The organism is Pseudoalteromonas sp. EB27, from assembly GCF_001974875.1.
Lineage (GTDB): Bacteria > Pseudomonadota > Gammaproteobacteria > Enterobacterales > Alteromonadaceae > Pseudoalteromonas.
The window spans coordinates 1-24,171 of record NZ_MTQD01000001.1 but is presented as its reverse complement, the minus strand read 5'-3'; the positions used below and the strand labels follow the sequence as shown (position 1 = coordinate 24,171).

16 protein-coding genes are annotated in these 24,171 nt (G+C 38.5%); 9 read left to right on the top strand and 7 right to left on the bottom strand.

Annotated features, from left to right (window positions below):
• Nucleotides 1–84 precede the first annotated feature (84 nt).
• Complete coding sequence (gene putP, locus BW142_RS00085; protein WP_076923495.1) at nt 85–1,563, top strand: sodium/proline symporter PutP; 1,479 nt, start codon at nt 85–87, stop codon at nt 1,561–1,563.
• A gap of 276 nt (nt 1,564–1,839) precedes the next feature.
• On the opposite strand, the gene BW142_RS00080 is transcribed toward putP, so the two are convergent.
• Nucleotides 1,840–2,157, bottom strand: a complete 318-nt coding sequence (locus tag BW142_RS00080) for a YebG family protein (protein ID WP_007584105.1) — start codon at nt 2,155–2,157, stop codon at nt 1,840–1,842.
• Nucleotides 2,158–2,471: 314 nt separating this feature from the next.
• Between BW142_RS00080 and BW142_RS00075 the strand changes: the two genes are divergently transcribed.
• Nucleotides 2,472–2,768 carry a helix-hairpin-helix domain-containing protein gene (locus BW142_RS00075; protein ID WP_076923494.1) on the top strand — a complete coding sequence of 99 codons (297 nt, stop codon included), beginning with the start codon at nt 2,472–2,474 and terminating at the stop codon, nt 2,766–2,768.
• Nucleotides 2,769–2,792: 24 nt separating this feature from the next.
• On the opposite strand, the gene BW142_RS00070 is transcribed toward BW142_RS00075, so the two are convergent.
• Both BW142_RS00070 and dsbB read right to left on the bottom strand, forming a co-directional pair.
• Nucleotides 2,793–3,095: a DUF6170 family protein gene (locus tag BW142_RS00070; RefSeq protein ID WP_076923493.1), complete on the bottom strand. Its 303-nt coding sequence runs from the start codon at nt 3,093–3,095 to the stop codon at nt 2,793–2,795.
• Between the two features lies 1 nt (nt 3,096).
• A complete protein-coding gene (dsbB, locus tag BW142_RS00065) occupies nt 3,097–3,615 on the bottom strand; it encodes a disulfide bond formation protein DsbB (protein ID WP_076923492.1) in 519 nt (172 codons plus the stop codon).
• Nucleotides 3,616–4,309: 694 nt separating this feature from the next.
• Between dsbB and BW142_RS00060 the strand changes: the two genes are divergently transcribed.
• From BW142_RS00060 to BW142_RS00050, 3 genes are read left to right on the top strand one after another with little or no spacing between them, the layout of a single operon-like run.
• Entirely contained in the window at nt 4,310–6,742 is a 2,433-nt protein-coding gene (locus tag BW142_RS00060; RefSeq protein WP_076923491.1) for a TerB N-terminal domain-containing protein, read from the top strand.
• A 2-nt stretch (nt 6,743–6,744) separates the two neighbouring features.
• Nucleotides 6,745–8,052 carry an ATP-binding protein gene (locus BW142_RS00055; protein WP_076918251.1) on the top strand — a complete coding sequence of 436 codons (1,308 nt, stop codon included), beginning with the start codon at nt 6,745–6,747 and terminating at the stop codon, nt 8,050–8,052.
• Complete coding sequence (locus BW142_RS00050) at nt 8,049–10,238, top strand: DEAD/DEAH box helicase (protein ID WP_076923490.1); 2,190 nt, start codon at nt 8,049–8,051, stop codon at nt 10,236–10,238. The genes BW142_RS00055 and BW142_RS00050 overlap by 4 nt, the downstream gene beginning before the upstream one ends.
• 61 nt (nt 10,239–10,299) lie before the next feature.
• Here the strand turns inward: BW142_RS00050 and BW142_RS00045 are convergent, their stop codons facing one another.
• Genes BW142_RS00045 through BW142_RS00030 form a run of 4 tightly spaced genes read right to left on the bottom strand, consistent with a single transcriptional unit; the run spans nt 10,300 to nt 15,182 of the window.
• A complete protein-coding gene (locus tag BW142_RS00045; RefSeq protein ID WP_076923489.1) occupies nt 10,300–11,664 on the bottom strand; it encodes a TniQ family protein in 1,365 nt (454 codons plus the stop codon).
• Nucleotides 11,657–12,607 (bottom strand): ATP-binding protein, encoded by a 951-nt coding sequence (locus BW142_RS00040; protein WP_076923488.1) that lies wholly within the window; start codon nt 12,605–12,607, stop codon nt 11,657–11,659. Before BW142_RS00040 ends, BW142_RS00045 begins: the two co-directional genes overlap by 8 nt.
• Nucleotides 12,601–14,580 (bottom strand): DDE-type integrase/transposase/recombinase, encoded by a 1,980-nt coding sequence (locus BW142_RS00035; protein ID WP_076923487.1) that lies wholly within the window; start codon nt 14,578–14,580, stop codon nt 12,601–12,603. Before BW142_RS00035 ends, BW142_RS00040 begins: the two co-directional genes overlap by 7 nt.
• Nucleotides 14,581–14,585: 5 nt before the next feature.
• Complete coding sequence (locus tag BW142_RS00030; RefSeq protein ID WP_143475890.1) at nt 14,586–15,182, bottom strand: hypothetical protein; 597 nt, start codon at nt 15,180–15,182, stop codon at nt 14,586–14,588.
• 1,564 nt (nt 15,183–16,746) lie between these two features.
• Here BW142_RS00030 and BW142_RS00025 point away from each other — a divergent pair.
• The 4 genes from BW142_RS00025 to BW142_RS00010 are packed head-to-tail and all read left to right on the top strand — an operon-like array spanning nt 16,747 to nt 24,061.
• On the top strand, nt 16,747–18,396 hold the full coding sequence (locus BW142_RS00025; RefSeq protein WP_076923485.1) for a hypothetical protein: 1,650 nt from the start codon (nt 16,747–16,749) through the stop codon (nt 18,394–18,396).
• 4 nt (nt 18,397–18,400) lie between these two features.
• Nucleotides 18,401–22,465, top strand: a complete 4,065-nt coding sequence (locus tag BW142_RS00020; protein WP_076923484.1) for an AAA domain-containing protein — start codon at nt 18,401–18,403, stop codon at nt 22,463–22,465.
• On the top strand, nt 22,462–23,226 hold the full coding sequence (locus BW142_RS00015) for a DNA topoisomerase (protein WP_076923483.1): 765 nt from the start codon (nt 22,462–22,464) through the stop codon (nt 23,224–23,226). The genes BW142_RS00020 and BW142_RS00015 overlap by 4 nt, the downstream gene beginning before the upstream one ends.
• Nucleotides 23,227–23,236: 10 nt before the next feature.
• Entirely contained in the window at nt 23,237–24,061 is an 825-nt protein-coding gene (locus BW142_RS00010) for a hypothetical protein (protein ID WP_076923482.1), read from the top strand.
• Nucleotides 24,062–24,171: the final 110 nt, after the last annotated feature.

Sequence of the window (24,171 nt, the reverse complement as noted above, 5' to 3'; positions counted from 1 at the left end):
ATCCTAATAGTGTCTTTATTATAATATTTTAAGAGTCAATATTCGGATTAAGAGCCTGTTATTAATAATTATGCGGAGGCTAATTTGGAAACAGGAATGATTATTTCACTAGCATTATATTTTGTTGTAATGTTGGGTATCGGACTATATGCATATAAGCAATCTACTGACGATGTATCTGGTTACATGTTAGGTGGACGAAATCTATCTCCAAGCGTTGCTGCACTGTCTGCAGGTGCATCGGATATGAGTGGCTGGATTTTAATGGGCCTACCTGGTGCGATGTTTGTTACTGGTTTTAGTAGTACATGGATAGCAATTGGCTTGGTGATTGGTGCTTGGTTAAATTACCTGTTAGTTGCACCTAGATTACGTGTGTACACTGAAAAAGCAAATGACTCTATAACAATCCCAGATTACTTTTCAAATCGCTTCAATGATAAGTCAAACTTATTACGTGTTGTATCAGCTATAGTAATTATCGTCTTCTTTACCCTTTATACGTCATCAGGTGTTGTAGCCGGCGGAAAGCTGTTTGAAAGCTCATTTGGTCTAAGTTATGAAATGGGTTTATACATTACGACAGGTGTAGTTGTTTTATACACTTTGTTTGGCGGTTTTTTAGCGGTTAGCTTAACTGACTTTGTGCAAGGTTGTATTATGTTCATTGCACTTATTCTTGTGCCTACCGTTGCATACTCTTTACTAGAACAACCCCTAGAGTCAACTCTGCATAGCGTAAACCCAGATATGCTTAACTGGATTGGTGCAGGCTCTGCATTAGGTATTATTTCTGCAATGGCCTGGGGCTTAGGTTATTTTGGCCAACCACATATCATTGTTCGCTTTATGTCAGTACGTAGTGTCAAAGATATGCCTAAAGCACGCCGTATTGGTATGACATGGATGATTGTTGCTGCCATTGGTGCTGTTGGTACTGGTATATTTGGTGCTGCTTATACTTATGAGAATAATATTGTAGTTGAAGATCCTGAAACGATTTTCTTAATTCTTTCTGAGTTATTGTTTCACCCACTTATTGCTGGCTTTTTATTAGCTGCAATTTTAGCTGCCATTATGAGTACAATTTCTTCACAGTTACTTGTTAGTTCAAGCTCATTAACAGAAGATTTCTATAAAACATTCTTACGTAAAGATGCTAGCGATAAAGAACTAGTTGCTGTTGGCCGTATTAGTGTAGCCATAGTTGCTATGTTTGCTATTTACTTGGCTTACGACAGAGATAGCTCTATATTAGATTTAGTAAGTAATGCTTGGGCTGGCTTTGGAGCTGCGTTTGGACCACTTGTATTGTTTAGCCTTTATTGGAAACGTATGAATTTTGCTGGCGCCTTATCAGGTATGTTAGTAGGTGCGTTTACTGTACTAATTTGGATATATGGACCATTTACTATAAATGGTGAAGGCTTAAGCAGCTTTATGTACGAAATAGTACCAGGCTTTATTTTAGCGAGCATCGCAATTGTTGTTGTTAGCTTAGTTACAAAAGAGCCTGAGAAAAACATTACCGCTTTATTTGATGAAGTAGAAAAAGAGCTTTAAATAGTAATTACTGCCCATTTTTGAATGGGTAGTAAATTAATACCAATCCGCAATAATACTTAATCATTTTGCGGGGCTAAACGTGTCACTACCTGTGTTGAAAAATTATCATTTAGAACAACTAAATAGCGAATTTTTTGACTGGCTATCAATACGTTTTTCCACCCTCAAAATAGATCACTTAATAAAGCGAATTGGTATAATAAAAAAGGGAGCAACTTAGTTGCTCCCTTTTTTATTTAGTTTGTCCCGACCGAGGAAAGGGCAATCTACGAGTTAACTTGCTTTTTTATCGTTGTTATCTTCAATTGATGCAACGTTATCTGACTTTTTACTTTTTGCTGGTGCTTTGGTAACAACTGGATCTTTACCGCCCTTTAGTATGGTCATAAAGTCATCTTTGCTTTTCGCTATTTCTAAAGCAAGTGATTCAATTTGTTGCTCACTAAGCGGTACGTCTACCTTTTCTAGCATTAGCTCAAGTGATTCTGCTATATCGAGCATCTTGTCATAAGCATCAGCTTCTTTTTTGGTAGTAAACGTCATACGCTCGACTCCGTTTCGTTCTACAACATATTTAACAACAACAGCCATGATTTCTCCTGCAAAATTGCTTGGCACCGTGGTTTGTAAAAACCATTAGATTACTGTTTTTATGTACAGTAATGGTTTGGGCGTAAATTTGCAAGCGCGAAGTATTAATTTTTAGGTGTCTTAAATTTGACAAAAAACGGTAACTTTACTTTAGTTAAGCAATCACTTTGTTGTACCAGCTGCATTTTCAGGATTTCGGATCATAGTGATAATGCGTTTAGGTACACTTTAAGTGATGAGCTTTACAGTTCCTTATTTTTTAGTTTTCCTGAGCAACATTCAAAATTAAGAAAAGAAGAATAAGGACAAGTTTGATGAAAACGTTAAAAAATTTATTAATTATAAGCTTATTATGCCTACTACCTGCAACTACCGTATATGCACAATTATCGGAAGTAACTAAGAAAATGCCTCATGTTGAGACAATTAGTATAAATAATGCAGATGCTGAGATGCTTGCTAAGCTACCTGGCATAGGAAAGAAAAAAGCGCAGGCAATTGTGGATTACCGAGAGGAAAACGGCGAATTTAAAAGCGTCAGTGATTTATCACAAGTTAAAGGAATTGGTAAAAAACTATTAGCCAAATTAGAAGGGAAAATATCACTTTAAAGCGAGTAAGGAATAATCAGGGCGTTATACGCCCTGATTAAGTTGTTTTAGCGCATCGCTTAAGTGCTTTTTAGCAAAGTTAATTTCAATAGGTGTTGTTAGTAGCGGATAGCAAAGCCCACCAAGTATCAAAAAAGGGATTAATATCCAGCCTTCAAATACCGTAAATATTAAAAATAAAGGGCTAAGTAATAATAATTTTATAATACGTAGTAAAACTTTATCTGTTGGCGATAGCATACTTAACGAAAGTGCTATTACGTCCTGACGCTTGCGTACTTTTAGATGTTTAAGCTCATCTAATTGGCTTGAAAAAAATGTAAACATATCAAATCGACTTTTTAATTAATAAACGGCCAATAACTATAATAAATAGTGTTAGTGAGAAAACCCCAAATATAAGTTCCATCCAAGCAGGCATGCTCAAACCAACAAATTGCCAATCTATATTTCCACAATCCCCGGTCGCTTGAAAAAAGCTAGGTATCCATTCATGTAACGGCATAAATGACGGGAAGTTTGGCTCAAACTCACAGCTGAATGCAAAAGGATCTGTGGTGGTTTGCATATCAATATGTTCGCGAGCAATTAAATATCCCCAAACACTCGATACCCCCCAAATTACATACGCAAGTATACGAACTGTTTTGCTCTGTGGTTTAGTCGAACCTATAATTCCTGCACCTAATAAGCCTAGTACAGCGGTGCGTTGGTATATGCACATTATGCAAGGCGCTAACCCCATTTGGTATTGAAAGAAAAGAGCGGTCACTTCCAGTAAAAAAACGATGGCTGTAAATAAAAGCCATGGGGTACGTTGGGTGGGTAATTGCGCAAGCCAGTTCATAAAAATTCCGCGTTTTAATAAGACGTTAGATTATGACGCAGGATAAAGTATGCAGCAACAAAAAGGAAAAAAAAGCTACCGAAGTCACTTTTTTTAAGATGAAATTAGTGACTACTCGGTAATGCCCCAATAGGGGCGACATGATGATCTATTAGGCCTCATTAATACATAACAAATAACAATGTACCTACGATGAATATTACCAGTAGAACTGTGCAGTTTAGCTAAATTATAAAAATATAAATTTTATTATTTATTAATCTTTAATTTCTACTCATTTGCTTATGATCATACATACATCACATAAGAATCTCACACACTGAAAAAGGCCAATTTATAGCTTTTAATTAGCCATGTGAGAATCTCACACCACGCATAACGTGAGATTTTTTTTATATATACACGTATAAGTTGAGATTTTTTTAGACGATATAGCGGTGACCTAATGTGCGTTCAGTTACTAATTATGAACCAAGCCCATGTTAGTTTCATATTTCGCAAACTTAACATCCTATAGGGATGTTCGAGGAACCTTATACAAAAGAGGTTTCATTAAAGACAATTTTTTTGATTAAGAATAATTGAAACTACTTAGCAGCAGTATTATACATTTCTGAATTTATTAGTGGTATGTTAGTAGCATATGGAGTTTTAAATACCAAAATGGTACCAACCATTTTTAAAGGGATATTACATGGAATTCATTTTTATAATCGCAGTTGTTATATTGATAATTTGGTTAATTACCAGTCCACGCTCAAATTCAAATAAAGCAAAATCTGGATCACTAGGTAATCCAAGCCCGAACATAAAAGACACTCTTGATAAGTCAGCCTCTAAGTCTTCTATATCTGATCTTCCAAATGACGAAAGCAGCCCAATAAAGTCTATTAAAATTAATAATGCATCAGTAAGTGTTGAGCTACACAAACAAACAAATGAATTAACAACTTCAAAGCAGCTTAGTCCAAAACCTCGCATCACTGTTGTTAATACACCTCCCACAATTATAGAGCGTGCTGATAGTTCGAGAAATTCTGAAGACGATTTAGCCACATTTAATATTTTTGAGAGTAATGTATCTGAAGACACCTATATCAATAAGGGTAAACAAGCTCAATGGTTAAGCAAGGGTCAAGAAGTTACTATTCACAGTCGAAAGTTAAAAGGGTTTCTGTACGTAGGTGGGGTGATGGAATCATTGGTTGGTTATCGCTCTGAACCAGCATTAATTTGTGCAGACTTACCAGTAATATCACCACGGACTAATTCAAACGAATTCCCAACTGATGAATCTTTAGGCTACTGGCCAAGCTACGGTTTATTATCTAAAGAGTCTAGAGGTGCCTACCTTGATTGGTTAGCAACCGATAGAAGTGCGGGCAACACCCCAATAGGCTTTGTATTTTTGTACTTTTACGGATTTGAAAGATTTGTTGTTGAGAATGGTCAAGATAATAAAATTGAAGAGGAACAATTTGAAGATATTTTTGATGAAGTACTTCGTTTACATAAAGTGTTTGCTTCAAATCGCTCTTTTGCTGGTTATTCAGCAAATCTCTTAGAGTTTATGTATTTAGTTAAACCTAAATTATTTGAATGTAGAAAGCATAAATTACCAAAGACACGTCATTCACTACTTTTTAAATTACGTCTTTCAGAGCAAATCGTTGCTACAGAAAGAGTGAGTGATGAGTTAGCACTTGAGTGGATTAAAAATACAGACCAATACAATTTAAAAACCGCAGCTAGGCGCTGCGATATAGAGTTTGATTCACTTTTTAAACTTTACTACAAGCAAAAATTCCCAGAGGGAATGCAAGTGAAGCCCAATAAAACCAAATTAAACGCAGAGTACTTTGCCGCCAGCGGTGGTATCCCTAGTATTAAAATTTTACTCGACGGTTTGCCTGATCCGAGCATATTAAAAGCACCTATAAAAAAGCTTATTCCAATAGCAGATAAAGTCACTGAGGAGCTAGCTAGTTATAGCCGTTATTTAGCTAAGGCTGATACAAGCAAAGATGATTTAGCTGCATTAATGCTGTTGCCTCGTGTCATTGCTAGCAGTCAACCGTCACCATTAATCGAAAAGTTTAAAGCGTGGGCTAAGGCCATCATTTTAGAAAATGATGGGGTAACAGATGTATCTGAATTTTGGTTGCAAACAGGCTTACCAACACCGAAAGCGATAAATAAAAAAGAAGGTGAGCTCATTTATAACTTAGCGAACTTTGCTGATATTGGTATTGCGCCTGACTTACGTTACCACCATACAAAACCCAAATTAGATGGCAAACTTGTACTATTTACTCCAGGGCATGAGGAAGAATTCGTCCCTAGTCATGCGTTTAACCAAGTGGGTGTCGCACTGCGTTTAGGTGCTATGGTTGCAAATATAGATGGGGTTGTGGATGAATCAGAAAGTTCTGAGCTAGAAAAGCTAATTGCTCATGATGAAAAATTAACGGATATAGAAAAGCGATCTCTAAAGGCTTATCTTACATGGCGACTAGTTACACCATCGGATAATACGGGTTTAAAAAATAGACTTAATAATTTAGGTGTAAAAGAAATAGAATTTGTGAAAAGGTTTATTCTGTCTATTGCGCTAGCAGATGGCAATGTCGATAACAGAGAAGTAAAGCAAATCGAAAAACTCTACACAAATTTAGGACTGGATAAAGAGTCTGTTACGAGTGATATTCATCAGCTTACTACAAGTAGTCACCAGCCAGCGCCACGTAGTCAAAGCTCATCAGAGTTTAGCTTAGATGAAACAATATTAGCCCTTCATGAAAGCCAAACAACAGAAGCTAAAAACATGCTGGAACAGATCTTTACCTCAGATGAAGATGAAAGCGATTATATTGAAGTCCCAGAGCTGACAAACGAAGTTGATGGATTAGATCAGGCTCATAGTCAGTTGTTTGAAAAGCTATGCGCTAAAGCGCAATGGGGTCGCGAAGAGGTAGCCCAAATGTGTAGTGAGCTAAAATTAATGGTCGATGGTGCTATAGAAACCATTAATGACTGGTCATTTGATTTAGTGGATGCACCAGTAATTGATGACGACGGTGATATATACATTGATGAAGAAATAGTCAAAGAGATAAGGGAGTTATAACAATGGCAGCAAAAAAAATTAGATCAAAAGAGCGCGATGCAATTATACAGTCTCTTAAATCGGGTGTTACCCCAAAAGTCGGCATACAGCATATACAAGTAGGTCGTGGTAATGAGCTTAAAGCGCTCATTAAAGATATCGACAGAGTGACAGAGGGCGGCTCTGCTTTTCGGTTAATTATTGGCGAATACGGCTCAGGTAAAACATTCTTTTTAAGTGTTGTAAGAGCGATCGCATTAGAGCGAAAGTTAGTTACTGTTAATGCAGATTTATCTCCCGATCGTCGTATTCATGCATCATCTGGACAAGCCAGAAACTTGTATTCTGAGTTAATGAGAAACATGTCTACTCGTAATAAGCCTGATGGTAATGCATTGACCAGTGTGGTTGAAAAGTTTATTACCGAGGCACGAAAAGAAGCAGATAATACAAGCAAAGAAATAACCACAGTGATTCACGAAAGGCTCGCGTCTCTCTCTGAGCTTGTAGGTGGTTACGACTTTGCAAAAGTTATAGAAGCATACTGGACTGGCCATGAAACAGATAACGAGCAACTTAAGAACAACGCTGTAAAATGGTTAAGAGCAGAATATGCAACAAAAACAGATGCTCGCAAAGATCTTGGTATAAGAAGTATTATCTCAGATGCGTCGTTTTATGACTCTCTAAAGCTTATGAGTTTATTTGTAAGGCAAGCTGGCTACGAAGGGTTATTAGTTAACCTCGATGAAATGGTAAATTTATACAAACTCAATAGCACCCAAGCACGATTATCAAATTACGAGCAAATTCTTAGAATACTCAACGACTGCTTACAAGGATCGGCTGAGTACTTAGGGTTTTTACTAGGTGGTACACCCGAGTTTTTACTTGATCCAAGAAAAGGGTTATATAGCTATGAGGCGCTGCAATCTCGCCTAGCTGGCAACACATTTGCAAAACAAGCCGGTGTTATTGATTACTCATCCCCTGCATTACACTTGGCAAGTTTAACGCCAGAAGAGTTATTTATACTACTTAAAAACCTTAGACATGTTTTTGCATCAGGCGATGAATCGTTATATTTAGTACCTGACGAGTCCCTCAAAGCATTTTTAGTCCATTGCAGTAAAACAATTGGAGACGCTTACTTCAGAACGCCAAGAAATACGATCAAAGCGTTTTTAGATATGCTTGCCGTGATTGATCAAAATCCAAATATTTCGTGGGACAGCTTAATAAAAAATGTTGATATTGCAGAGGAAAAACCTTCCGATGTAGAGCTAGACATTGAATCTGAAGACGATGAGCTAGCTGACTTCAAATTATGATTGACGCACACGAAAAGCTCGATTTGCGCATTCAGCAGTGGATTTTTAAACAAGGCTGGGATCGGCTCAGAGAGATTCAATGTTTAGCAATTGACCCTATCCTATCAGGCAATACTGATGTGCTTATTAGTGCCTCTACTGCCGCAGGTAAAACCGAAGCATTTTTTTTACCTGCAATAAGTAGTATCGCAGATGAAGTAAGTGGTGTGGGCATTTTATATATCAGCCCACTAAAGGCGTTAATAAACGATCAAGACCGAAGGCTAGAAAGCTTGTCAGATTTGTTAAACATACAAGTTACACCTTGGCATGGTGATAGTCCTCAAAGTCGAAAAAATAAGCTGAAACGAAATCCATCAGGCATTATGTTAATAACGCCAGAGTCCCTAGAGTCATTATTAATAAGAGACAGTGGCTGGGTAAAGTCTGCTTTTCAGAATTTAAAGCACATAGTTATAGACGAATTTCACGCATTTATTGGCACAGAGCGAGGCCATCACTTGTTGAGCTTACTGCACCGCTTAGAACACCTTGTAGGCCGTGTAAACTCACCAATACCCAGAACGGCTTTAAGTGCCACTTTAGGTAACTTAGAAAGTGTCCCAGCATCTTTAAGACCTAATAAATCACTGTCTTGTAAAATAATAAAGCAAACGCAGTCTTCATCATCGTTAAAAATGCAAGTGAAGGGATATATTGAGAGCGCTGTTGTGGCAGATGAGACGGTTACTGCGGAGCAAACCGTATGTAACGATTTATATGGTCTTTGCCGTGGTGGAAACCACCTAGTGTTTGCAAATAGCAGAAGTCGCACCGAAAGTATTGCGACCACTCTTGCAGAGATGTGTGAGAGCAACACTGTGCCTAACGAGTTTTTTCCACATCACGGCTCGTTAGCCAAAGAAATGCGAGAATCACTTGAGGCTCGGCTTCAGCAAGATCAAATTCCCACGACAGCAGTGTGTACTATGACTTTGGAGTTAGGCATTGATATAGGCAAGGTTAACTCTGTCGTGCAAGTTACTGCGCCGCATTCTATTGCAAGTTTACGGCAGCGCATGGGTCGTTCAGGTAGGCGTGGTGGCGCTAGTATTTTGCGAATGCTGATAACTGAGGCTGACCTTACAGAAAAATCGAGTATTGTAGATAAACTGCGGCTTGAATTGGTTCAATCGCTAGCGATGATACGGTTATTGGTTGCAAGTAAATGGTATGAACCAGCAGACACTTCGCTCTATCACTTTTCAACATTACTTCATCAAGTTTTAGCTCTCATCGCGCAATGGGGTGGTATAAGAGCAGATCAAATCTACGTATTACTTTGTAAAGACGGGCCATTCCAACAAGTTACTGTTACTCATTTTAAAGATTTGCTATCTCACATGGGTAAGGTAGATCTTATTACCCAGTTAGGAAGTGGTGAACTGGTTTTAGGTTTTATGGGTGAAAAAGTAACAAATCATTATACGTTTTATGCCGTCTTTAAAACCCCTGAAGAATTTAGAATTGTAACGGGTAGTAAAACACTAGGGACATTACCCGTAGATAGCCTTATTTTAGAGGGCCAACATATTGTATTTGCGGGTAAACGTTGGGTGGTTGAGCTAGTCGATACAGACAAAAAAGTGATTTCAGTACAGCATGCAAAAGGAGGGAAACCACCTAAATTTGGTGGTTCAGGGATGGCTGTACATGATGTAGTGAGACAAGAAATGCTTAAAATTCTGAAAGAAAGTGACTACAGAGTTCAAGTTGGTGAACAAAGAATTGAATTTGGTGATGCAGTTGCCCAAGCACTTTTTAAAGAGGGGGCAGACTTTTTTAAAACTGCAAAACTTGAAAGTACATATTTCTTACAGCATGGCAATACAGCCGTTGTTTTGCCTTGGGCCGGTGATAAAGTTGTAAATACACTTGTTGCAGTACTTATACACAAAGGGTTTGGAGCGGGTGCATTTGCAGGAATTATAGAAGTTGAGAATACCTTAATTGATCATGTTATCGGGGCTCTTAAAAGCTTTCGAGATGATAAAACCATATCAGCAATTGATTTAGCTGATGCTATTGCAGAAAAAACTATAGATAAGTTTGATGAGTATTTACCTCAAGAAATTCTTGCACAAGGGTATGCTGCAAGAACTTTTGATGTTGAGAAAGCACAGGTATTAGTTAAAGAATTACTCTAAGACAGTAGAAAGCTATTAATAGCAACCTCTTAGATTATTTGTAAAACAATGCCCCCCCTCTTCACAGAGGGAGGTTGAGTTGTCTGTTTTTATGCAGCTCTTGCAACTTCTTCAGCTCAATTAGCTTTAAAGTTGAGTTATCTGCTTTCCAGTCAGAGGATTTGATTAATCCGCTACTAATTGCATTTTTGATGATGTTGGGTGATATTTTGGCAATTTTTGCACATGTATCAATACTGATTGTTCTGGCTTTAGACGATTTCAAATGACGTTCGCCTACTTTTATCAGCTCATCACGGTTGAAGTAAATTGAATCAAGGAGGTTATTCTTACCTTGATAATAAAAAGGTAAATCTTTCAAAAATATTGCTAATAAAAGATCTGATTTTTCCATCAGGTATTGCTCGACAAACTTTGTGGCTTCCATGAAATCGACTTCATTTATGACTTCAGAGGTTGATTTAGTTACCAGCTCTTCTATTAACTGCTTGGCATCAATTAAACCATCGACTTGATATCGGTTTGTATTGCTGAATCGTAGAATATTTTTGTACCACAGAGGCTTTAAATCAGCTGCGTTGAGCCCTAGACAAGATGCGAGTATCCTTATTTCCAAAGGCTTGCTTGTGGAAGTAAGCTGGAGAGAAGGCTTTCTATTGCCGATTTGAGCGCGCTTTATCAAGTTCCAATCTCTATGTATATGACATGATAAGGAATAAAGCTCAGGATATGCCAGGTTTTTAGGATAACCAGCTGGCAGCCCTTTGCTAGATATTTTTGCTAGCCAATGCCCTAATGCTTCATTATTAGTTAACAAGTCAATTCCTGCGGTTAGGATTGTTGGTATGTCTTTATAATTAAAATAGGCTTTTCTTTTAAGCTCTGAAATTTCAAGAACATACAAACCTGCAATAATACAGTCTTCTATATTACCGGTTGTGAGCCTTTTGATCTTTTCATCTACCGAAAGCTGAAGAAGTTTTCTTCCACAATATTCATTGCTGCAATACCCTTGAAGTAAACTTGCGTTAAATTCCAATTCGTGTTCGCAGTGAGGGCATACATCAATAAGCATGACCTGGTGCTTTGCACAGTGCGTATATCTTGGGTCTTGCCAATTATCTCTATGAATAGGGTTTTCATTCAAGCATTTTAGACATGCTCTAGCGTGGAGAATTCGAGCACTGGAACACACTTTTGGAAAAGGACTTCCCTCCGTTTCTGAAAATGAAATAGGGCGTTGTATGAGTGAGCTGATATTGTTGATATCAGCTTTTTTTAGATTATTGCGTTTTGCTAAGTTAAATACTTTCTTATTAACAATGTCTTCTGGTTTCATAAAACCATTTCGCATTGCAAGACGAAGAATGTAGCCAGCCTGGCTTTCTCCAACGAAAGGCCTAACTCGAATTGGTAGCCTAGCCATGTGTGAACGTTTCCTTTAACTTGCGATCTAAATCTTCAATATTTCGTTCAGTTTGCTGTGCATTAATCATGTCAGCATTAAACGGGTTGTCTTCGCTATTTCTGATAGCAAATTTATACGCTTCTTCGAATGCTCTAATGTACTGAGCTGTATTCTTATAATCAGCGGGTAACATCTGTGCATAAAGCTTATTAAGGAGCCCATGCATGCCATTTGTTGCAATATAAATGCGGTTAAGTAAGTCTTTATGTGACTGAGCCGTTAGCCTATTAAAGCCATATTTAAGTTGGTAAAAATTAACCATGTTTATCCAAGCTTGGCACTGGCTTGGACAGGGACTAAGTTGATGTGGGGCTAGAAAACGCCGGCTTAATTGCTCTTCTTTATCTCCACCTTTGTAGGCGAGTTCGATAATTCTTTTGGCCAATGGCGTTCCCATTAAAATTACAGGAATACTAGCTTTGTCTACTAGACCTGCAAACTGCTTTGCCATTTGCTGAGCTCTGATGCCGTCGGTATCAGGTAAGCACTCTTGTACCTCATCAATAATAATAAGCTCAACACTTTGTTCATTGAGTAGATGTAACAAACGCTCAAGTGCAGTATAAGGCCTTTCTTTGCTGTTCATTACAGTGCACCCTAAAGCCATTAAAATTTGATGAAGCAAGTCAGTTGGAGTTGATGTTGCACCTAACTTAACGTAAAGCACTGGAATAATATTTTTTTCATCTAACTCAGATTGAGGGAATTGTTGGGTATACGTCTTAGCCAAATATGATTTGCCAACACCAGAAACACCCGTCAATAAGCCTGAGTAGTTTTTATTCTGATGAATCTTGCTAATGTATTCCCATGCTTCCGTTGTAGACGTATGGCAATAAAATGTGCCACTTTGCGGTACATATAACGAACTTGGTGATGTATTAAGAGTAGTGCTTACCATTTTTCATAACCTTCCTTGTTTCTGAATTGAGAATCATCCTGATTCCCTTGTGAGATATCCGTACCTTGTAACGGATCTTTGTGTTTAGATTGGCGTTCGTGGATAGAGCTGTTAGATTGCTTAATGATATCTTTAGTTGAGCATTCATCTATGAAGTTTTGCTCCATATTTTGCGTTTGCTTGCCATTACGTATTTTTCGACGTTTGCGTTTTATAAGCTCAGCTTCGCCAAAATATATTGAGCGACGAATAGGTGTACTGTGATTCATGTTGGCGACCTCAAATGAAATTGGCACCTGTTCATCAACCAAATCGATGTTGTAAGAAATGATTTTTGTAACATGAGTGTCGCCAGGTAATGTGACCGCAAGGGTTACAGCCCTGCAATCTTGTGTATCATGCAATACCGATACTTTAGGGTTTTTCCCTGAGCCTTTGCCAGTTTTAAGCTGCCAATATAGGTTTTGAACCTCTTCACCAAAAAAGTCCTGTTTGTTAAATCTGAATTTACCAGTCTCGTTTAAAGTTGTCTCTCCCAGAAAAACATGGAAACTGGTTTTTAGATGTTCATAGTGGCACGGAATCAATGGGTACTCTAGGCAAGAGGCGCTCCATACTTCCTGGGGAGTTTTGCCACTGAGTTCATTGTGTGGCTGACTTACAAAATGCACTAAAAAGTCGTGAAGGTTCTGAACGAAACTATCTACAGTCATGGAGGCAGCTTGTTTGAGCGTTTCATCTGTAGGGTTCATGTTAGTGCTTTTCCCTTCATAACGCTTACCTTTGTATCCAGGCACGCCATGTACGATTTTATTGCCAACTTTAAGCTCAGCGCTTTCTAAAAACTCACTTCGGATCGTTTTATTAAATGATTCTACAAAAGGTTTTCTGTAGGGCTGATTGCTTGGTGCGTAAATCAGTTCACACTTCAATGATTCAGCTGTTTTCGCAAATGTTTCATTATTGAACCCCGGACCATTATCGCAAACTATCCTGATAGGTATGCCAAATGCGTCGAGTTGTTCACTCGCGGGTATAACAATATTGCGAAGTAGGTTAACGCCACCGATAGCCTTTTCGGCTTCACCAAGCTCCACAGTGACTGCAATCGGATAACGGGAGTAACAATCAATGGCAGTATATAAAGCGACTTTTCCAGTAACTTTTCCAGTAGTATCGTCAATTAGGCGAAGATTAAGCGCTAATCTATCTGCTTCTATACGCATTAGTACTCGATCTGTTTTGATGCGAGCTTTGTATGTTCTCATTAGCTTATTTACTTCAGCACTGTTGCCTGAAGCTAAGGCACGATCTAGGTCATTGAAACTGTGATGATGCTTTCTAAATTTTTCTCTACTTACAATGGTAATGGTGGGGTCATTCATCTCGTTGACCCATTTTTCATACTTTGCATGTCCTACAGCAATACTGGGAGTTATTTTTCCCATCATGAACCTTTCGTAACCCATCCACATGATTTGTTCAGAGCGAGGGTCTGTTGTATTTCTCTTAGACTTACGTTTTGGGAGAGAGTCAATATAACTAAACCCAGTGTCCTTAAACTTCTTCCACCACCTTGATAAGCTTGATCGGCTTGGGTGCTTTACCTTAACAACTGTCCCTGGTTTGTTATTTATTGTTTGCTGCTCTTCCACTTCAGCTATAACCCGTTTATAAATTGATAACGTGGTCATATGTGCGTGTTCTTCTTCAAAAACCTTCTTCATTACAGAAAGATAAGGTGCTTGCTTTTCTATCATGAGTTTTTGGAGTGGATCTAAGACTGAATGAGGTGAATTAGGGGTAATTGGTATCAAGTAAGTTTTTAAGGCAAATGCAAACTCATTACGAGTAAAAGTTTGCAGCTCTTTGGTTTTAATATCTCTAATAACTACGTTTAATTGATCGCATAGCAAGATATCGAATTTGCGAGCTTGATCGTCGAATAATTGAGAATAAGGAAATATATTCATCGAGCTTAACTTCTCAATTGAGTGCTATCAGAAAGCTTTACAGTATTGTCGAACACTATGTGTGAGTGAGCGAGTAGAGCAAAAGGGACAAATGGACTAATGCCAATAGATTCAGCTTGTTTCCTCAAATCACCAAAAGTAGCTGGGAATGAGTTACCTATAAGTAATAATTTGTGAACTTCGTTTGTCTCTGTTCTTAGGTAAGGGTAAAGTGTTTTAAAGTTGCCAATAGTAATTGGGTTTAAATCCTTTTCAGTGACAATACGAACAGGACGCCCAGTTAAGCGCTCAATGTACTGCGCCTTTTCAGTAAACTTGTTTATAAAAGTTTTAGAATGCACGTACTTGTATGGATGCGGGTCAAAGTAAATACTAGAACCATTTTGAAGCTCAACTAATACATCTGGCGTGTAGCGACCTGCTGGTGTATCCGCACTCTCTGGTTGGGTTGTATAAGCAGACACTCGCACGTCAAATTCAAGCCAATACAAAAAATCTAGCTCTAATGTTGATTCAACCCATACATGGCAATTGTTCTTTAAACTGTAAAAGTAGTCTACGGGCCTATCTCGCCTGATCCTACGAAGTGTTCGCTGTTGCATAAAATTCTCCAAACATCCTGTTTATAGCAGCGTCATTCCTTGTGATTGATGAGCAAGTCATCATTTGAAGATGCATACTTGAGACTAGCTAAGTTAACCTATTTAATTTCCGTATTGCACTCAGCCTTCATTAACGATCATAGCAGATAATTTCCAGATGGATTTCGTTGGTATGAAATAAAATCAAATAAAACAATGCTTTAAATAATATAACCAAGCAGTAAACAAAGATGAATAAGCACTTTCTTTGATAAATCAGCTAACTAGTCTAAATAGTGAGAAATTTTTGGTGTTGATAATCTTTTTGAAAAACTTGTTGTATTCGAATATTGGTATCTAGAGTATTAACATTTCCATTATTAGCGCCTTTGCGGAGCTCTACTATGAATGATGAAGAGACGGTCACGATAATTTTATGTAATTAGTTTTATTCTGCAAAGCCGGCTATCGTCTAACTCGTATTTGCCCCATTGTTAGTTTCGCTCAACGATAGCACAGGGTTTAGCTGATGAAGCTTTCCCTAATAAAACTCATATCTAATATCAGCGCTAGCCATAACTTTGTTTATTGATACGAATGGCTTTGTGTTGCTATTGGTCAATAGCATAACTGACCTTAGCCTTCGTTCATTTGGTTTTTCAGGGAGTGCCAAGATGAAATTTACTCCAGTGCTTATTGGAACTATAAGAGGCCTCGGTAAAAATGGTGTTAAGATAGCCAGCATGGTTCTCATTGATTTCTTTTCGATGTTTTTTAATGCAATGAATACAGTTAATAATTTTCTTTCATGATGTTAAGTGCTAGGTATGTAATAGTGAAAATTGACAAAACTATAAATGTCAGTCTTGTCAATTTGATTGATGTGGCTACCCATGAGGATATTACTTTCCTATTATGCCTAATAACGAATCTCTACAGGGGATGCCAAAATCAATGTTCTACTGTAGGGTAGAACTGTAAAGTGATGTTTTATGATTGACTTTAAGTTAAGAAAACAAATGTTAAAGTGCGGCCCATAAAAAGTTGAAATAATGTATAGCAACTTTTTATCAGGTATCACAAGCCTCCACTTGTGATATATGAGCCCCTCAAACGATTAAACCAATTGCGAATCAACGTAAGTTAAAAACGATGGGGCGCCTGTGCTGTAATTTGAATGAAACAATGACCTTTGCTGTAAGTACCGGGGATTGTTGAACACTACAAGTAGACTTGCATTGGCAAAGCTTTCGAAACGGCAAAAGTCACTAACTAAGCATTGTTGACTTATGACTAATTACTTGAGTTTATAAAAGCCATTAACTATTTATCAATGAAGCCTATTACGCGCTGCTTGACTCTGGTGAGCTTGGTAAAATTAAGCAAACTACTACTAATTAGATTATTGAAAAAGATTATCATTTTAGACATAGTGTTGCGTTAATAATCCCAGGCTACATTACTGAACTTTTATTCGATTAATGTGAGTCATGGCATGCTTTAATTGTGCTCTTGTAGAATCTAGAGTGACCTTTGCATGCGGTCTTATATGGGTTAATCTGTTTATATAAAGTGAAATAGAAAGATGGATCTAAAATACAAAGGCACGTTTGTTGCCATAGAGGCATGGACTAAAAGCCATAAGAATGAAGATGAGATAGTCGGTGATATTCATTTTCCAGATGACGATATGATATATAGCGGAATGCTGGATTCATCATTGTTAAACAAGTGGAAGGTTTTTGAACTTGAAGCTGAAGCAGAAATACCAGTGTCTCTGGTAAGAGTGCAAAAAAGCGATGACTATGAATACGATTTTGAAGTTGAGACAGTAGACTTTGAAGTTGAAAACAAGTTTTCAACGACAGTTACTAACCTTGTCGCTGACACAAAGAATGATAATAAAGTAAAAGGTAGGGTAACTATTTCTCAAGATAGCAAGCCTGGAATTAGGTGCTATATCAATATAGATCTAGGGACAAATACATTTACTCTCCCATCCCAAAAGTCCGCTTCGGATGGCGTTCATGCTGTTGTTAAATACAATTCAAAGAGTGAGTGGCCGTTTAGTGCCATCCAATTAGTGGGTGGATGTGTAGGCAATTTAATTGAATGTCCACAGTTAACCTTTCCAAAGACAACGCATGTGCCAGATGAAGGTTTTGATGAAGTCACTTTTCAATTTGGAACATTGAGCATTTGCACACCACTTAGTGGCCAATTGTGGCACAAATTCAAAGACTCATTAGATTATTATCGGTTGCGTTTGAATATCCCCCAACACAATGAGTTCACTTTCCCGGTTGTTTACAAGTTATGGAAAAACGAGCAGAACCGTATTGATTTAAATAAGGCACATATTCGTAGAATCTTTTCAAAACAAACATGTGTTGCTATAGAAGCCGACATCGAAGCAAAGGCTCCTTCTACATGGTTTCGCCCTGAGGGCGTTAGATATGACGTAAGTATTCAGCACAATGAAATGATGCTTCATGGTTTTAGAGATATAGAGATCAATACATCTGTTCAGTTTCAGCTCGAAGACGTTTGGGAAAAGCAACAAAGAGAAACGGACGAAGGAACAGAGATATTTTATAACTACAATAACCGCTGGCGTATTAAGCATATACAGCCCAATGAACAGCGAGTCTTGGCACTTGATGGAAAGGAGTTCAATGGTGAAGTGTTATTCGATTGGTCGTCTATTGGTGCCGAACATGATCTAGATGATGACCATTTGTGCCGTTTAGTCCCATCTACGCAGTCTCAGTGTTGGGTGACTGTAGAGGCTAAAGGAGTCGGAAAGGTCGCCATTCAAGTCAACCCTTCAATGCTAAAGTCACACTCATTCATACCTTCAGGCAGCCAAGTAGAAATTGAGTTACGTGTCGCACAACGTTGCGGTTTTGAAGATATCAATGAAGAAGGTGTTTTCGAAATATGGTGTGCAAGTATTTGTGTCGATATTGAAAAAAGAACGCCTTCAACCTCGAGGACTCGCCGTTTGAAAATTGAGAGTGTTGAAGAATCAATGAGCAAGAATAACAATGAGATGTTGAAAATAATTTTTTCTGATCCCACATCTAAATCTATAACAGTAAAAGAGTTTTCTCGTCCCTTGTCTTATTTGGAAGCAATGAATCTTATCGATGTAACTGATAAATATTGTCATGTTACTGCCTTCCAAATTAATGACACTTTGCATGTGAAACGTATCGATTTAATAGAGATGTAAATATATGAAAAAAGCTCTAGCCCTGCATTATAACTTATTACAAGGTCATCCATTTGGTCAGCTCAGTAAGCCATTATTGAGTAATAAGGATACTTTAATCGCAGCTCATGGCGACATCAAACCCAATGCTTTTGGTGCACTTTCAAAATTAAGCTGCCTTTACCCTTATAAGGGGTTTGAAACAGACAATAAAGACTTATTGAAAACGTTAAATGACGTCAAGGCCTCTAAATCTAAAGAAAGTGATGGCGCTGGTGGTGATAATCAAAGTTCAGACAAAAAACTACCCACTTTCAGCGGTAATAGATATGTTTTAGCAATTGACGTCAATCCTGCATATGGGCGAAAAACGATCACGGTAATGACTATTCCTGTGAGAATAAAAAACCTTAGTGGGAACTATAATCGTTTTGTATTTTATCCAGATACATCTTCATTTCCGATAATCAATCCAGAACTTTTGGAGGTAGAAGGAAATGTACCGCCACATTGTATCGGGAAAATGGAAAACTTTGATAAATTTGATTATTCAGTATTCAAAGAACCGACAGAAGACTTGCATGAGCTGTTTACAGTTTCTGAAGCAATGTTTGACAAAATCTGTGATACAACACTTGGTTCCATGGAACACCATGAATCATTCAGTCTTGATAACCCAGATGTCACAGTGACGTTGCGTCGTGTGATGGCTGATAATTCCGCGAATCAACACATCATTAACCTCTATCGTGATCTCTTTACTGTCAGTGACGATTCATTGAAAGGAACATCTGTATGTAAAACAGATTCTGCTTATAAAGAGAATGGCAACGTAAAAAAACTAAATGATGATTACCTTATCCGTTTGCTCCAATCTCGTGAAAAGCCATTTCTGGCTCATATGGACGAATGCACCGGTACTGATACAGGCGATTATAGACACAGGGAGCTGTTTGCTCTAGATAACACACAACGTGGAGCAGCTAGTGTTGCAACGTTCATGCGTGAAGGTGATGTTTTGGCGGTAAATGGACCACCAGGGTCTGGTAAAACAGCGATGCTCAAAGCCATCATTAGTCATCAATATGTAGAAGCTGCTTTGGCTAAAGGTGATTGCCCGATCGTTATTGGTGTCGGTGGAACAAATCAGTCTGTTACTAACATTGTTAATGCATTTCCTAACGTGTTGTATCAAGGGGACAGTAAAACACTGTTGCACATGAGACGATGGATTGATGGGCCTACTAATTACGGTACATACTTTCCATCAACTAGTATCAAAAATAATATGTCTCCTGAACTGCTCAAATCAGCGGTGTTAGGGGAGATAGATAAATCAAATAAAGGCGGGGTGGTACGTTGGAGTGGAGAGCTCGCCAATTTAAATAACCCTTCAAAGTTAGATCAACTCATCGGTCAATTTACGAACTACTGTGAACAACATTACGCTACAACATTTAGTGATTTAGAAAGCTGCGTTGCACAATTGCATCATACACTCACAGCTTACTCTAAAGCGATTAATACCTTGTATTATCAGCTTGTTGAAGAGTTTGACAAAGGTTTTGAGACACACCCTAATATTCACAAATCATTTTCAAAACTTTTTGACGAAAAACACAGTAATAGTCAGGGGGCGGCCCAAATTGAAACCATGTACGATTTACTGCATGGTGATGATTCGAAAAAAATTCAAATTATTTCAGACGTATGTCGAGAGTACCTGCGAGATAATGACTTGGAAGGTAACAATCCGGCTATATTAGAGAACTTTGGCGTTCTTTCCGGTATGGCAAAAGTCATTCTTGCTGATCGCGCGGTAGACCTTCTAATACGTTCAGAGCTGTTCCATTACGCAGCCCGTTATTGGGAAGGGCGCTATCTGCTTTCTTGTTCGGAACATTTCTTAATCTACGCATCTCCGTCTAACCTTGAAACTGCGCTTCGAAGAATGTGCATGATTACGCCAATACTGGTCTCAACTGTACAATCTGCGCCCAAAATTTTTGCTTATCAGAAGCCTTCAGGGATATCTGAGCAGCCATATTTATACGGGAAAGCAGACTTATTGATTATTGATGAAGCTGGGCAGGCAGATATAAGGAGTACGTTACCATTACTTGCGTTGGCAAAGAAAACCATCGCAGTCGGGGATATAGCTCAAATTCCTCCGGTAATACAAGACGTTACTCCGATACAAGAACAAGGGTTGTTTCAGATATTGGGTATGGGAGTGAACGAAGCTCATACAAAGCGTTGTTTTGTCCATGCATTTAAAAACCAGCTACTGCCTAGTATCAGCGGTAGCATTTTGCATGTGCTTCGACAGATCTCATGTTTTAACCACCAAGGGCAAGGCATGTCACTGCGTGGTCATTATCGATGCCAAGAAGTCTTGAGTCAGTTTTGTAATGAATTGGTCTATGACAATAGTATTTTTATTATCCCACCTCTTTTTAAAGAGAGGGGACCATTTCGACCACTTACTTGGGTTTCATCAGCATCGGAAACTCAAAAGGTAGGTACATCGCATAAGAATGAAAAAGAAGCTCGGACAATTGTAGAGTGGCTTATTGACCAATGGCCAAGGATTCATGACCACTATAATAAGCCAGGCAAGCCTGAAAAGCGTTTACCTGACCTAGTGGGTATTATCAGTCCATACAAAAAACAAAGCTTAGTTTTTATTGGTCACGACGAGGATGATAGTGGGAGTAAAGGTAAAACGCAGGGCATGTTACATAACCTTCTAATTGAAAAGTTTAAAGGTACTGAATATGAAATCACGGTTGATGATGTAGATAAAATGAAGATCGGTACCGTCAATGCACTGCAAGGTGCTGAAAAGCCAATTATTTTATTTAGCGGAACTAAAAGTATTAAGTTTGGCGGAGATGTTCATTACCGTGCTGCTGCATATATCTTAAACGTTGCGGTTTCCCGTGCGAAAGAATGCTTTGTGGCATTTATTTGCGAAAAGACATTTGGGATCCCCACGGTAAAAGAAGGGTTAATACTGCCCACCGACCCAAAATCTGATTCAGTAAGGTATTTAGGTTACTACATCGGCAAACGTGGAGAGCGATTGTTCCCAAGAAGCGTTGTTATCATTGAATCCGACAACAAGATAAAGAAGCTCGAAGCATTGCTTGGTAAGCGCTACATAGTGGTTAGCACTAAAGGAAAAGTATTAGGTTTACCCTTTAGTGATGAAGAGGCTTTACTGGTAAAGAACGGATTACACCCTAAATACCAGTACAACGTCAAAAAAAACCCAAAGAAAAAAAGTAATGACAAAGGTAACGCAGCTCGTAAAGCGGTTAGCGATATTTTACAGCTCTGTGGTGGTGCAGATATTGATGAAATTATTTTGGCAACGGATGATGACAATGTTGGTGAACACATCGCATGGCATTTACAAGAACTATTTAGGCAGCACCAACCAGGCTCTCTTGAAAAGCTTCAGCGCGTTAGGCTTCGTGGTCTATCACCTAAAGCTGTTAAAGAGGCATTCGATGTAGATAATCGAGAGTCATTAGATATTGCGCGAGCTTCTGCTGAGATGGTCAGAGAGTCACTGGATTTAATTCTAGGGAGAAAATTAAGTGCAATTGCGAAAATGTGTCCCCCGGTTGGTCAAGGAGAAAGTGTTCGATTAGCTTTAGAGAAACGACTAATTCACGAAGTTGATGAATCTCAAGTCAAGGGGATGGGGCGAGTGAAGGCTGCTATTTTATCTCTCGCTTATGGTCATCTTAAAGAACAACTAGCATCAATTACTCACCCCACGGAAGCGCCAGTAACTGTGATCGTAAACGGGAAGAAACTTCGAGGAAGGTTGATTCAGCAGAGACCAATGAGTGAGACCCAAGAGGTAGGTAAGTCCATAGAATATATTCGAAGTAAAGCGCCATTCGAGTCTGAAGGTTCAGGCTGGACCGTAGTCGAATCTGAATTTGAGGAAAGGACGGTAAGCCCGCCGGATGCATCAACACTTAACGTGATGCGTCAGAATGCCATTGAACAACAAGTCAAACCCGTTGAGAGCTATAAAGCATTAACCGGGCTCTATGAGGGAAATGATTTATGATCCAGTCAAATAGTGCGCATGAACCAATCGAAATTATTGTAGATGAAAATGAGTTAGCTGAAACATATAAATTACTTGCGCAAAAACATAAATCTAGTTCAAACGACTCATATCTACATATGAGTAAAACACTTAATACTCTTGAAGCTTTTGAGAAAGCTAACAACACAGGTGATTGTGAATATCAGACTGCTCGTGTGGTCTTACAGTCAAATAAAAGCGGTTCTGTTGTAGTTGAGCTTGAAACTCATGTTTTGGTAGAGCCAGGTTGGACTGAACATTTGTCCATTGACATAGAGAACGCAGTTGACGTCGGAATTACCAAGGCTGATCTTGCGGCATTTAAGCAAGGAAACTTTAGTGTTGAGATCTCCAAGCCACAAGCAATATCGAATCTGACAGTTGAAGACTTATTGTCATTAATGGACAAGTACATGATTGGTCGTCCATCGACTTATGCCGATGTTATTTGCGATCTTACAGAAGAGAGTAATTTGTTAAATATTGATGGCGATAACGTTAGATTAACGACTTTAGGACTGTCGATAGCTGAACATCTTGCCAGTGAGACGTTAGACGAGTTTTCACCGACTTTCAGTTTAATACTTGGTCAAGATTTAGAAAAAATCGAACAAGGAAAAATGTCGCCGCTGGATGTCCTGATAAAGTACCTTCCTCTTGTAGCGGATGAAAATGAGAGCGATGACTTCAGAGAGAACGCGTGGCATACCTTGTCTGATATTAGTATTGAAGTGTATTAGGGGATAGTTTGTGAGTAAGATCAGCTACCCACGTACGCAAACAAAAAGTGCAAATCAGAGTAAGTGTCGTGAGTTGATTAAACGTATCGAGTCTTTGCTTTCAAAAGGTCATTTAACCGAAGCAGAGATCGAAGAGTTAATTGCCCTAATTGGTCACATCAATTGGGCCTATGGTGCTCGAAGCTACAGACTTAAAGCTCTTAGGCGGATACACGATTTACGTCAAAGGGTATTACGCGAGCAAGAGGAACGATTTAAACAAGAACTAGATGCCTATTACCAAAAACAAGCTGAGTTAGAAGAGCAACGAAAAGCAGCTATCGAGGCTGGAAACGAAGTTAATATGTTAGCTGCACAGTTAACATCGCTGCTGCACAGTATCGCCCTACATAATGATTTCATTAATGACACGAATGAACTGAAGCTAGAAATCCAAACTGCAACATTGCTGTTGACGTCTAGTCACGACGTGCGTTCGATTGCGGATAAACTAAATCAGCCGCTTGAAGATGACTCTTCTTTTAAGCCCTACAATTTTAAAGAGTTAGTTGATACTAATGGTTCTAAATACTATCACGACCAGTACGGTGAGATATTACGTGAGACCGACTTGGAACAAGTTGATATAACACAGCACGAAGAACGTGCTAAAAATATCAACAGGGATAAGTTAATTTCGGAAGCTGAACGGTCACAGTTAGAAAGTGAAGTGGATAACCTCAACACTTTATCTATCGACGCACGGAAAGCAATTTTTGATGGGTGGATGAAAGGTGGAATTACTCATCTTGATAACGAGTTTGAAGAACTAAAAGATACTAACAACACGCCCTGAGGTGGACGACTAGTAAAATTTAGCTATTAACTGCAAATTTTAAAAGTGGTGAGCCTCTGCGTTTTAAGGCCGCTAAATACGTCGATTCATCGTAGGGTGTATTCGTTTTC